9 protein-coding genes and 1 pseudogene are annotated in these 12,828 nt (G+C 29.4%); 8 read left to right on the top strand and 2 right to left on the bottom strand.

Annotation, left to right across the window (positions count from 1 at the left end):
- The first annotated feature begins 72 nt into the window (after positions 1-72).
- The 4 genes and pseudogenes from BST83_RS07760 to BST83_RS07745 form a co-directional block, all read left to right on the top strand.
- Complete coding sequence (locus tag BST83_RS07760; protein ID WP_104809286.1) at positions 73-1,113, top strand: o-succinylbenzoate synthase; 1,041 nt, start codon at positions 73-75, stop codon at positions 1,111-1,113.
- A 20-nt stretch (positions 1,114-1,133) separates the two neighbouring features.
- Positions 1,134-2,111 carry a CPBP family intramembrane glutamic endopeptidase gene (locus BST83_RS07755; protein ID WP_104809285.1) on the top strand — a complete coding sequence of 326 codons (978 nt, stop codon included), beginning with the start codon at positions 1,134-1,136 and terminating at the stop codon, positions 2,109-2,111.
- Positions 2,092-3,183: an AMP-binding protein gene (locus BST83_RS07750; RefSeq protein ID WP_104809284.1), complete on the top strand. Its 1,092-nt coding sequence runs from the start codon at positions 2,092-2,094 to the stop codon at positions 3,181-3,183. Before BST83_RS07755 ends, BST83_RS07750 begins: the two co-directional genes overlap by 20 nt.
- A 153-nt stretch (positions 3,184-3,336) precedes the next feature.
- A pseudogene (locus tag BST83_RS07745) lies at positions 3,337-3,538 on the top strand (LytR/AlgR family response regulator transcription factor); the annotation flags it as partial.
- Between the two features lie 94 nt (positions 3,539-3,632).
- Here the strand turns inward: BST83_RS07745 and BST83_RS07740 are convergent.
- On the bottom strand, positions 3,633-4,829 hold the full coding sequence (locus BST83_RS07740; protein ID WP_104808119.1) for an IS4 family transposase: 1,197 nt from the start codon (positions 4,827-4,829) through the stop codon (positions 3,633-3,635).
- Between the two features lie 506 nt (positions 4,830-5,335).
- Here BST83_RS07740 and BST83_RS07730 point away from each other — a divergent pair.
- Positions 5,336-5,764: a glycosyltransferase family A protein gene (locus BST83_RS07730; protein WP_104809283.1), complete on the top strand. Its 429-nt coding sequence runs from the start codon at positions 5,336-5,338 to the stop codon at positions 5,762-5,764.
- A gap of 217 nt (positions 5,765-5,981) precedes the next feature.
- Here BST83_RS07730 and BST83_RS07725 read toward each other — a convergent pair whose 3' ends face one another.
- Positions 5,982-8,213 (bottom strand): TonB-dependent receptor family protein, encoded by a 2,232-nt coding sequence (locus tag BST83_RS07725; protein ID WP_104809282.1) that lies wholly within the window; start codon positions 8,211-8,213, stop codon positions 5,982-5,984.
- 798 nt (positions 8,214-9,011) lie between these two features.
- Here BST83_RS07725 and BST83_RS07720 point away from each other — a divergent pair.
- From BST83_RS07720 to BST83_RS07710, 3 genes are all read left to right on the top strand, one after another.
- Complete coding sequence (locus BST83_RS07720; RefSeq protein WP_104809281.1) at positions 9,012-10,199, top strand: DUF4856 domain-containing protein; 1,188 nt, start codon at positions 9,012-9,014, stop codon at positions 10,197-10,199.
- Between the two features lie 89 nt (positions 10,200-10,288).
- A complete protein-coding gene (locus BST83_RS07715) occupies positions 10,289-11,389 on the top strand; it encodes an imelysin family protein (protein ID WP_104809280.1) in 1,101 nt (366 codons plus the stop codon).
- Positions 11,390-11,538: 149 nt separating this feature from the next.
- Positions 11,539-12,828 carry an HTTM domain-containing protein gene (locus BST83_RS07710; RefSeq protein ID WP_240614818.1) on the top strand — a complete coding sequence of 430 codons (1,290 nt, stop codon included), beginning with the start codon at positions 11,539-11,541 and terminating at the stop codon, positions 12,826-12,828.

Genomic DNA, 12,828 nt, shown 5'->3' with positions numbered 1-12,828 from the left:
TTTTAGTTGGAATGCTTTTTCTCCTTTTGGAGAAAAAAGATACCTAATTTAAAACTATTAATACTTTATAAATTGATAAAAGCCAGTTATAAAAGATATATTCTTAATTTTAAAAACCCTAGTGGAACATCGCGTGGGGTTTTAAAAACAAAAGAAACGTGGTTTATCATTTTAGAAGAAAATGGTAAAAACGGAATTGGAGAAACAGGATTATTCCGAGGTTTAAGTATCGATGATGTTCCTAATTACGAAGAAAAACTAAGTTGGGTTTGTAAGAATATCAACCTAGGTTTAGAAAATTTAGTATCAGAAGTTTTTAACTTTCCATCAATTCAATTCGCATTAGAACAAGCTTTTTTATCACTTAAAAGGGATGATAAGTTTGAGTTATTTCCATCAGAATTCACAAAAGGAAACGAAGCTATTGCCATAAATGGTTTGATTTGGATGGGCGAGAAGCAGTTTATGAAAGATCAAATAAAAGAAAAATTAAAAACAGGTTTTTCTTGCATCAAAATGAAAATTGGTGCCATTAATTTTGATGCGGAAATTGAGTTGCTAAAATCCATCAGAAAAGAATTCTCATCCAAAGAAATCGAATTAAGAGTGGATGCAAATGGAGCTTTTAACCCTAAGAATGCTTTAGAAAAATTAGAACGATTATCAGCATTAGAAATCCATTCTATTGAACAACCCATAAAACAAGGGCAAGTTCAAGAAATGGCTGCATTATGTGCTAATACGCCTTTGCCAATTGCGTTAGATGAAGAATTAATTGGAGTTTTTAAATCCGAAGAAAAAAAGGAATTATTACAAACAATACAACCGCAATTTATCATTTTAAAACCAAGTTTAATTGGGGGTTTTGCTGGCAGCCAAGAATGGATTAATTTAGCAAAAGAAAATAGTTGTGATTGGTGGATTACATCCGCACTAGAAAGTAATATTGGGCTCAATGCAATTGCACAATTTACCTATACTTTAAAAAGTAACTTGCCACAAGGTTTAGGAACTGGCGGTTTGTTTACAAATAATTTTGAGAGTCCTTTGCAGGTTAAAAACGGAACATTGACATACAATTCAGTGTTAAATTGGAACTTTAATTTAAAGTAATTAAATTTATACATAAAAAAATGAATTACATACAACAAGCTTATAAAGGAAATAATGAATGGTATCATTGGATATTTACTATTATTTTAGTTTTTATTGGATGGCAAATTTTAGGTGTAATTCCTTTAGTAATGACGGCTTTTGCGTCTACTGAAAATATGACTGAGTTTGCAAATGCTGCCGCAAATAATTTTATGACCTTAGGCATCAACAAAAATTTATTTTTATTTTTAATGCTTTTTATGTTTGCTGTAGGATTGGTTTTTTTACTAATTGGTATTAAATATATTCATAAAAGAACCATAACATCTTTAGTTACGAGTAGAAAAAAAATTGATTGGAAACGGTTTTTGTTTGGATTTTTAAGCTGGGGTATTTTAGTTGTGGTACTCTCTGTAATCGGTATTTATTTAGCTCCAGAAAATTATACGTTTAATTTTAACGCAAAACCATTTTTTATTTTAGTAGCAATTTCAATAGTATTTATTCCCTTGCAAACAAGTTTAGAGGAGTTGTTGTTTAGAGGTTATTTTATGCAAGGATTAGGGGTTTTAGCAAAAAATAAATGGGTTCCTTTAGTTATAACTTCGGTTTGTTTTGGCTTGTTACATGGTGCAAATCCTGAGGTTCAGAAATTAGGAAGCATACTCATGGTTTTTTATATTGGAACAGGGTTTTTCTATGGAATTACAACTTTAATGGATGAAGGTACAGAGTTAGCGCTTGGTTTACACGCAGCAAATAATATGATTGCAGCATTTTTAGTAACTACAGATTGGATGGTTTTTCAAACGGATGCTTTATTTATTGATACATCAGAACCTTCTGTAACTTGGGAAATGTTTATTCCGGTTTTTATTCTATATCCTTTAATTTTATGGATGTTTTCAAAAAAATATGGCTGGAAAAATTGGCTGGAAAAATTGACAGGGAATGTTAATGACCCAGTAAATTTAAAAGATAATTATAGCGTTTTAGATGAAATCGGAGCAGATTAAATTTCATAAAAGTTTTCAATTAAATGGATGTTCATTTACTTCTGTGGATGAAATATTAGCGCATACAAAAGGTTTTTCTGACGAAATTCATCACTTTTTAGAAAGTTGGTTTTCTTCGGATAAAAACATTACAGTACAAACTTCTGGTTCTACAGGAAAACCAAAACTTATTTTATTAAAAAAAGAATTTGTTTTAAATTCTGCAATTGCAACGGGTAAATACTTTGATTTACAAGAAAACACAACTGCTTTGTTATGTTTGCCAACTGCGTATATTGCCGGCAAATTAATGTTAATTAGGGCTCTTACTTTAGGCTGGCATTTAGATGTTATAGCACCAAATTCACATCCTTTAGAAAAAGTTGATAAGGAATATGATTTTTCCGCAATGGTACCTTTACAATTGGAAAATTCCATTTTTAAACTCTCTAAAATAAAAAAATTAATAGTTGGTGGCGGAGTAGTTTCAAAAGAGTTGAAAACTAAAATTAAAGATGTTTTTACTGTAATTTTTGCAACCTACGGGATGACAGAAACCATTACTCATATTGCAGTCAAAAAGTTAAATAATTTTTCATCATCGAAGGGTCGAATCACGAAACAATCATTTTATAAAACGTTACCAAATGTAACAATTTATATAGATGATAGAAATTGTTTGGTTATTAATGCGCCAAAAGTTTCCGATGAAATCATTTTTACAAATGATGTGGTTCAGTTGATTTCTGATACTGAATTTGAATGGTTAGGGCGCTTTGATACTGTTATTAATTCTGGCGGAATTAAATTACACCCAGAAGAAATAGAGGAGAAGCTATCAGAAATAATTACAAACCGTTTTTTTGTTGCAGGAATTCCTGATAAAAAATTAGGCGAAAAATTGATTTTAATTATTGAGTTAGATAGTTCTAAGAAACTTGATATTCAATTGTTTATAAAAAAAGAAGTTCAAAATTTAAAATCATTATCAAAATTTGAAATTCCGAAAGAAATTTATTGTTTAAGAAATTTTATAGAAACAGGTACAAAAAAAATCCAACGAAGAAAAACATTGGATTTATTAAAATTATAAGATTTAGAACTTTATTTAAACATCAATTCTAACGATAAGGGATCTATAAAACCATCCGCTAAAACATTGTTTTTTTCTTCAAATTCTCTAATAGTTTTTAAAGTTTGTTTCTATAAACACGGTCAACTTTTATTTTGAACTAAGGATACAACTAATGATTTTTATGTGAATATAGACAAGCGTTTAGTTAAAATTGACTTGTCTACTATTTATTTAATAGAAGTAAAAGGAGATTATGTCCATATAAAAACAGATGAAAAAAATTATGTTGTGCATTCAACGTTAAAGAAGATTGAAGAAAAACTACCAGATTCCTCTATTTTTAAAGATTCATTGCTCTTTTATTATTAATATTCATTAGTGTCCGATAAAACTACAAAATTTAATTAAACCCATTTTTGAGCCCAGTAAACACGTTCTATATTTTTCTTTTTGAGTTAGCAAGGTGTCTATTTAAAAAGTTGCAGTTGTATATCTGGAGGTTTTGATGTGAGTTCCCACCATTGTTTGTTTGGGTTTTCGAGAAATTTAAACAGATCAATGTAGGTCATCAGATGAAATCTCATCACAGAAACCATATTTGAATATGCCCATTTTCGTTTGATTTTTCTTTGTATCACAAGCATGATGAGTTGAATGATTAATGCTGACCATATCTGAATCTCTATTGCATTTTGATTATCTCCAAGAAAATATTTAAGGGGAAAGTTCTGCTTGAGTCTTTTAAACATCGTTTCAATCTGCCATCTGTGTTTGTATATATCTGCTACTTGGTCTGGAGATATTTCTGCATTATTGGTGATAAACTCATATACCTTTTCTTTTGTAGCATCCCAATAAGCAACTCTTCTTATTTGAATAGATTTATCGTCTTTTTCTATCAATATAAGTTCATCTTTTAGTATTGCATCACTTGTTTTGTCTGCTAAATCAAATTCTTTAATGCTTTTATAGACAGCATTGTCTTTTTGGCGAGTTACAAAGTAAATATCATTTAAAGTCCACTCTAAATATTGGAGATAATCATTGTATGCTTTATCAAAAACGACAAAAGAATCTTTCTCTAAATTTAACTCTTTTAAAAAAGTGTGGTCGTGAGTAGCAGCACTGCTAAAACGTATCAGACAAGGTACATCTTCCAAAGCATTTATCATTGTGTGCATCTTTATACCTCCTTTTTTCTTACCTGTAATAGGATTACGACCAACTCCTTTTAAAATATCACTAAATAGGCTGATTGTGGTAGAATCTACAATTTTTAAATTCTTTACAGGAGATTTTAATGGACTGCTGTCCGATAAAAATGGAGCGTAGCGTTTGTATAATTTTGAATAAATTGCTCCAAAGACTTCACTGGTTCTTTTCTTGTTAGCATCTGACAATGTACTTCGCTTAGGGAAATGTTTTAGATTTAAATGGCTGATACGCCCTTCACAAGCTAATAAAACGGTCGACAACTCTCTAAGTGAGGAAACTCCACTCATTGTGGCATAAAGCATCGTGACTAAATGGTCGTAGGTTTTAAACTTTTTGTAGTAGCGGTCACTGTTATAGATTTTGGCTGTCCGAGTAATATCTGCTTGTGGTATATATTTTAAAATCTGTTTAATTATTGGTGTTCCGCTAAAGTGTGTACTTTTGTTCATATCTCAATTTTGTGGTAAAAATCAAGATATAAATAAAGCAGGAAATCCAACTATGGAAATCCTGCTTTTAAAATTATTTATCGGACACTAATGATTAATATTAAAGAAATTATCGATATCCAAGATAATAGTGTTCTTATTAAAAAGGATGTAATTCCGGTTAGCAGGTCTAAAAGAACAGAATTAATGAAGCGCTCAGATTTACTTAAAATCTTCATCTAAGGCAATCAAGCCTTTTGTCGACAGTTAAATGGTATAGAACGAAAATAAATAAAATATTTTTAATTCGTTGCTAACTTTGTAAAAGTAGTTTGACACACTGAAAGAATTACTGCTAATTTTGATAAAAAGAGATATTACAACTTTACAAGCCAATGAATTTAAAAATAAGTAAAGTAGTTAATCAATTAGTTCAAATACCCTGTTATTTTAAATAAAGAGTAGCATTCAAATATAATTTCTTCCTGTCATTAATAAATAATTATGAACACTTAAAAGATTAATTAATGAACTCAGGAGTAATTATTGTTTTTTCAAATGATGAAAGTGAAATAAGTCGTTTTGATAAAAGATATTTATCAAGTATTAATACAAATAAAATTTGCTTTGTAAATAATGCAAGTTCAGATAATACTTTAAGCTTATTAAAAGATATTCAATTTAAATCAAAAAAGAGTATTTCTATATTAGATATAAAACACGATAAAGGTTTGAAATCTGCGATAAAATCGGGTGCTAGATTATTATCAAGTGAAACAGAATTTGATTTTATAGTGTACTTAAAATCCAACATGTTAGAATCTTTAATAGGTTTAACAGCATTTCTAAAAAACTTTCAAGAAAATAAACAAGATTATAAAGCTTTACCAACGAGATCTAACAGAAATGTATTATTTAATGTTTTTTCTATTAGCGAATTGCTAAATAAAGAATGAATTACTTAACAATTTTGAACCTTGAACAATCAATCTTTGAAATTAGATATCAAAATAAAGTTATTTACCATAAGAGGATAGTTCATTTAATGCAACTCAAAGATATTTGAGAGACTGGCGGCTATTCTTTCTTTTTAAAATACAAAGAAACCAAACTAAAAGTTCGGTTTCTTTGTATCAAAAATTAAAGTTTATAAATAAGGTATTTCAAGGAATATTAAAATCTAAAATCAAATCCTGCATAAGCTCCAAATGGATGTCCAGGTCTTAAACCTGCGGGTACTCTAGATACAGCATATGTAGTGTCTAATAAATTGATAATATTTGCAGTTAGCATAAAGTTTTTAGTCAAAAAATATTTACCAGATACATCTATTATAAAGTTTGAATCTACTCTTGCATTATCAGGGATACTTCCAGTTCCAGCTAAAGTTCTAAACTCTCCGTTAAATCTCGCGTTTAAATTAATTTCAAACGATTTGTGCTCTAAAGACACAGCGGCATTTAATTGATGTTTTGGTATATAAGGCAATTCATCCCCTGTGGCAACAACACCCCATAAACCATCAGAACTACCAAAACTATTTTGAAATTCAGTATTAGTAAAGGTATATCCGAAAGAAATAGGCCAAGAAAATCTGGCGTTTTCATTCGAAAAATTATAGTTTAAAAGGATTTCAATTCCGTTTACATTTACTTCACCTGCATTAAATTGGTCTAAAGAACCTGTTCCGCCGGTTGCAGCTAAATCACTACCTAAAAGGTTTGAATAATCGTTAAAGAAACCAACGAATTCACCTTGAAGTTTACCTAAATTAAAACGGGTACCTAATTCGTAGTTGATACTTTTTTCTGGCTCTTGACCTTCTTGATTCCCCGGAGGAGAAAAGCCTTTATGAACGCCACCAAATAAAGAAAAATCATTATTAAATTTATAATTTGCACCCATACCTGGTATAAATACACCAACCGAATTTTCTCTAGTGACTAAATTTACACCACTTCTTTTTATATCACTTTTACCAAAATCCGCTCTTGTTAACGTTATGTTTTCATATCTAACGCCAGGAGTAATTGTCCAATTATTATATTTTAATTTATACGTTATATAAGAAGCAAAAGCTTTTGCACTCGTTATTCTATTGGCATCTGTTCCCGGTAACCCGGCAGTTGTTAAAGATAAATTTCCAGTATTTGAAATGCTGTAATTATCTAACCATTGAAAACGATCTTCTTCATCATAATGATAACGAGCACCAATTTCTAGATCATGAAAAGAATCACCTTTATACCAATGATAATCTAGTTTTGTTTGGATACCTTGTGCCAAGTATTTTCTATTATTTGCTTTAATTCCGATGGCATCTGCATCAGAATTAACACTTCCATTAACAATATTAAAATGATTTGATAAAGTAGTAGGGTCCTCTAAAATAGCGGCAATAGATTGTTTATTACCGTTAAACGTAATATCATTTAGTTTGTACCAATTTCTTGCAAAATAATTTTGATAAGCTGTTGTCGTTATAACAGTATTTTTTGATACTTCTAATTTATGAGTAAACATGTACTGGGTATGATTTGTTGTCATTTTATCTTCATTAGAAGAGGCATATCTAGAAAACGGATTTTCATTAAAATCATTTTCTGATAACCCTAAATAGGTTTCATTACCAAGTTCATCCGCATATTGAAATTTAAACTCTACAGATTGCTTTAATGCTGCATTTGGAAATAAATTAACGGCAATTTTAGCCACTAAATCATTTTTATTGAAACCTGTATTTTTACCACTTGGTAAGGTTTTAAATCCGTCTGAACCGTAGTTTACATATTGCACCATGTAGCCAACTGTTTTATTTACACCACCAATTTTTGCATGTAATTGATTAGAATTAAAGCTACCATAACTCGCTCTAACTTGACCGCTAAATTCTGAGGGAATTTGAGCCGAAATCATATTAATAGCGCCACCAGTTGTAAAAGGACCAAATTGTATTTGACTGCTACCTTTTAAAATCTCTACGGCTTCCATTCTTGCTATTGTTGGAAAATAATAAGCAGAAGAAGCACTATAAGGAGCAGGGGAAATTAAAACGCCATCTTCCATTAAGGTTATTTTAGAACTTCTTTCTGGTGATGTACCTCTTAAACTAATATTTGGTCTTAAACCAAAGCCATCTTCTTCATAAATTGTAACTCCGGGTACTGTTCTTAATGCTCTATTAATGTCAGTAAAACCAAATTTTTGGATTTCTTTAGGTGACAAATAATAGGCAGAGCCTGTTCTGTTTTTTGCCATATATTTGTTACCAAAAATAGCGTTGCTTGAGATAAATATTTCATCCAATTTTTGTATAGAGTCTAAGGATTTATCTTTTTTATTCTTTTCTTGTGCACTTAAATTTAGCGTTAATAATAGTGTTAATGCAATAATACTCGATTTCATTTTATTTAGATTAATTAAGAACAGTCTCTTTTTTCAGGTGCAAATATACAATCCTATCAAACATTTACAAAGATTATTTAGCATAATTATAGACAATAATTTAATTATTTCAACAACTATTTTAACAAAACCGTGAAAATGTGAAAGAATATAAACCTGTAATTATTTCAAAAAAAATAAAACATTTTGAGAAGCTATATGAGGTTTCTTCTTTTTTAAAAATGCCTTAATAGAATAAGAATAGTAGAAATTTAGGAGTACTAAGAAAATATGAAAGTAAATATAATAGCATTATTCTATTTACTGTTAAAGTGGATAGGGTATTATTAAATGAAGTCTAATAGAAGCTAAAATAAATTTCAGCGTAAAAATTAAAGTGATACATTTTAGAATATTTTATTTTATTTCTTAAAGTATAAATTAGTAGTTATTTTCTAAAACGATTATCGCGTGCTCATAAAATAGTAACTTTCTACAAAAGAGAGGGTAAGTTGCTGTTTAGGATCAAAATAAAGTTTGGTCATTTATAAAACCTACATAGTTTCATTTTTATTTATTCAGATGAATTTAGATCACTTGTCTAGTAATTAAATTCCAGTAAAAGTCTTTTTTTGCATGTACAAGATATATTTATTGTTTTTTTTTTAATTACTTGTGTCAATAAAGTTTTGATTAATAGCGTTGTAGTGTAGGTGTTGTTTATTATTTTAATTTATTCTAAATAAAGATTGCAGAACTAAATATCAATAGTATATTTGCAATCAGAAAAACACACTATTTTTAATTAATCTAAATAAAATGAAAAAAATATTATTATCCTTATCAATTGTAGCGTTATTAATGTCTTGTAATAACAGTAACGAAGAAATTAATACGGTAGCTCCGGCAACTTATAATTTTGAAAGAAACGGCAGTTCTTCTGTAAGTTTTGACGGCCAAATAACTAGAATTAAGATGGCCGATGAGTTGGCAAAATCTTTATTAATGTCGTCTATAGAAACATTGGCTTCTTTGAACGGTAAATTTGATCACAATGCTGGAGAAAATAATTTTGAGAATGCAGATTTAAATCTGTCATCAAAAAATATTAGAAGTAAAGTTGCATCCTCTGCAGATTTCTTCCTTTCAAATACTACAGATGCAGCAGCAATAAAAGCAGATTTCGATTTTTGGATTTCAGCTCAGGTAAATGAAGTTTTTCCTAAATGGAATGAGGTAGCTTCTAAAGGAAATGCTGGTCAAATTCAACAAGCTGGTGGTGGTTCTGTACGATACGTTAATGCAAAAGGTTTAGAATATAATCAATTAATTACTAAAGGTTTAATTGGAGGTTTAATGGTAGATCAAATTTTAAACAACTATTTAAGTACTGCCGTTTTAGATGCAGGAACAAATATTACAGATAATGACGGAAATGTTTTATTAAGTGGTGAAAATTACACTTCTATGGAACATAAATGGGATGAAGCTTTTGGTTATTTGTATGGTAACGAGACAGATATAACCGCACCAACCTATGAGGCAGATAAGTTTTTAAATGAATATTTAGGTAGAGTAAAAACAAACTCAAATTTTACGGGTATAGATGTAGCTGTTTACAATGCTTTTAAATTAGGTCGAGCAGCAATTTCAGAAAAAGATTACATTACTAGAGATATGCAAGCAGAGATATTAAGAGAAAAAATTTCTACTGTTATTGCAGTAAGAGGAATTTATTATTTACAAATCGGTAAATTAAAATTAATATCAGATAAAGCAGCTGCTTTTCATGCTTTATCAGAAGCGTTAGGTTTTGTTTATAGCTTGCGGTTTACAAGGAAACCAAATTCTACAGAATCTTATTTTACAAAAGTAGAAGTAGATGGTTTTATGACAAAATTACTAGCTGGTGATGGCTTCTGGGATATTACAGAGACAACTTTAGATGAAGTTTCTAATGCGATTGCTTCCAAATTCAATTTTACAACAGAACAAGCAGGAATATAAATTATTGAAGGTATTTAGATAGCGAAAAATAATCATTACTGATTGCTTTTTGCTATTTTTACATCTTTTTTTAGAAAAATAAAAATAATATGTTTAGAAAATTTTCACTCTTTTTTGTATCAATAATTACACTTTCGGGTTGTTCTTCATCAGAAGAAAAAGCAGTAATTGCAGCAGATAGTTTTGATAGAAGTACACTATTGGAAAATATTGCAGATAATATAATTATTCCTGCTTATGAAGACTTTAGTATTAAAATGAGCGCATTAAAAACTTCGGGAGAAACTTTTACAACAACGACCACGCAAACTAATTTGGCAGCTTTAAGAGCTTCTTGGTTTGCTGCTTATAAAACTTGGCAGCACATAGAAATGTTTAATATTGGAAAAGCAGAAGAAATTCAGTTTTCATTTTACATGAATATTTATCCCTTAACGGTCAAAGATGTAGAAGATAATATTTCGAATGGAAATTATGATCTAAATAGCTTAAATAACCAAGATGCACAGGGCTTTCCTGCATTAGACTATTTACTATATGGTGTAGCAGATACAGACGCTACTATTTTAGAAAAATATTCTACAGGAGTAAATAAAGAGAATTATAAAAAATATATTACGGCGGTTTTAAATCAAATGAACACCCTAAGTATTCAGGTAGTTTTAGATTTTAAAGCACAAAGAAATACATTTGTTAACAATACTTCAAATACTTTAACAGGATCTGTTAATGAATTGATTAATGATTATATTTTTTATTATGAAAAACGAGTAAGAGCTGGTAAGTTTGGTATTCCTGCAGGAGTTTTTTCATCAAATCCTTTACCTGAAAAGGTTGAAGCATTTTATAAAAATGATATTTCTAAAGAATTATCATTGGAGGCTTTAACCGCTGTAGAAAATTTATTTGAAGGTAAACATTATACTACTGTAACTAAAGGTGTAAGTCTTAAAGACTATTTAATAAAGCTTAATAGAGCCGATATTGCAACTGCGATTTCTAGTCAATTTGAATCTGCAAAAGCAGAAGTTAACAAATTAAATAATAGTTTTTCCATACAAATTAATTCAGATAATACAGCAATGACAAAGTCTTACGACGAATTACAAAAAGCCGTAGTATTATTAAAAGTTGATATGTTGCAAGCTTTTAATGTAAGTGTCGATTATGTTGATGCTGATGGGGATTAGTCTTAAGATTATAAATTAAATAAATACCTGGTTTCTATCGAGAGATCAATAAAAATTAGGTTTTTTATGTTAATAGAAAAATAAAATATAACTTTAAAGAACAAACAAGTGCAGCTCCATTGGCAATATTTCGTTTGTTTTTTGGGTTAATGATGTTTGCAAGTATTATTCGTTTTTGGTTAAATGGTTGGATAGAAAAACTCTACTTAGAGCCAAAGTTCCATTTTTCGTATCTTGGCTTTAGTTGGATACAACCAATTGGGAATTACACGTATCTATTGTTTATTATTTGTGGTTTGTCAGCACTTTTTGTCGCTTTTGGATATAAATACAGAATTTCAATTATCACTTTTTTTCTATCATTTTTATACATAGAATTAATGGATAAAACTACGTATCTAAATCACTATTACTTTATATCTATTCTTAGTTTTTTGTTAATTTTTTTACCTGCAAATGCTTATTTTTCAGTTGATGCTTTTATCAGGAAAAAGCAATACAAGCAAATTCCAAAATGGACAATAGATAGTATAAAATTATTGTTAGTAATTATCTATTTTTATGCAGGTTTAGCGAAACTAAATTCAGATTGGTTGTTTAGAGCGATGCCTTTAAAAATTTGGTTGCCATCAAAATACGATATCCCTTTTATTGGAGAAAACCTGATGCAACAAAACTGGTTTCACTTTGCCATGAGTTGGTCTGGCATGTTATATGATTTGGCAATTCCGTTTTTATTGCTGTATAAGAGAACTCGTTTTGTTGCTTTTTTAATCGTAATTTTCTTTCATGTATTTACAAGAGTACTGTTTCCTATTGGGATGTTTCCTTATATAATGATTGTTTCTGCGCTTATTTTCTTTGATGCTAGCTTTCATAATAAAATTATAAACTTCATTAAGAAACATGTTCTAAAGTCTAAAAAAACTATTTTAATAGTCACTGATTTTCATTTTTCAAAGATTAAGAGAAAACTAGTTTTAGCAGTATTTGGTGTGTTTTTTGTAATTCAAATTTTAGTGCCTTGGCGCTATTTAGTTTATCCTGGAGAGTTGTTTTGGACAGAGGAAGGCTATCGTTTTTCATGGCGTGTAATGTTAATGGAAAAAGCAGGAAGCACTAATTTTAAAATTGTTGACCTTGAATCAGGTAAATACTTTAGAGTTAATAATACTGATTTTTTAACTTCATTTCAAGAAAAACAAATGAGTTATCAACCTGATTTTATTTTGGAATATGCACATTTTTTAGGAGATCATTTTACAAAACAAGGGCATAAAAATGTTGGCGTTTTTGCAGAGAGTTATGTAGCTTTGAACGGTAGATTAAGTACTGAATTTATTGATAAAAAAGTAGATTTATATCAACAAAAAGCATCTTTTAAACATAAAAAGTGGGTAGTCCCTTTTCAATCAGAAATAAAAATTAAAGGAATATAA

The sequence above is a fragment of the Polaribacter filamentus genome, from assembly GCF_002943715.1.
Lineage (GTDB): Bacteria > Bacteroidota > Bacteroidia > Flavobacteriales > Flavobacteriaceae > Polaribacter > Polaribacter filamentus.
This window is presented reverse-complemented; position numbering and strand designations above follow the sequence as displayed.

What these genes read in the sequence shown, in the direction of transcription:
- BST83_RS07755 (WP_104809285.1), top strand. Translation starts at nt 1,134, where the DNA reads ATGAATTACATACAACAAGCTTATAAAGGAAATAATGAATGGTATCAT.
- BST83_RS07750 (WP_104809284.1), top strand. Translation starts at nt 2,092, where the DNA reads ATGAAATCGGAGCAGATTAAATTTCATAAAAGTTTTCAATTAAATGGA.
- BST83_RS07740 (WP_104808119.1), bottom strand. Translation starts at nt 4,829, where the DNA reads ATGAACAAAAGTACACACTTTAGCGGAACACCAATAATTAAACAGATT.
- BST83_RS07730 (WP_104809283.1), top strand. Translation starts at nt 5,336, where the DNA reads ATGAACTCAGGAGTAATTATTGTTTTTTCAAATGATGAAAGTGAAATA.
- BST83_RS07725 (WP_104809282.1), bottom strand. Translation starts at nt 8,213, where the DNA reads ATGAAATCGAGTATTATTGCATTAACACTATTATTAACGCTAAATTTA.
- BST83_RS07720 (WP_104809281.1), top strand. Translation starts at nt 9,012, where the DNA reads ATGAAAAAAATATTATTATCCTTATCAATTGTAGCGTTATTAATGTCT.
- BST83_RS07715 (WP_104809280.1), top strand. Translation starts at nt 10,289, where the DNA reads ATGTTTAGAAAATTTTCACTCTTTTTTGTATCAATAATTACACTTTCG.
- BST83_RS07710 (WP_240614818.1), top strand. Translation starts at nt 11,539, where the DNA reads ATGATGTTTGCAAGTATTATTCGTTTTTGGTTAAATGGTTGGATAGAA.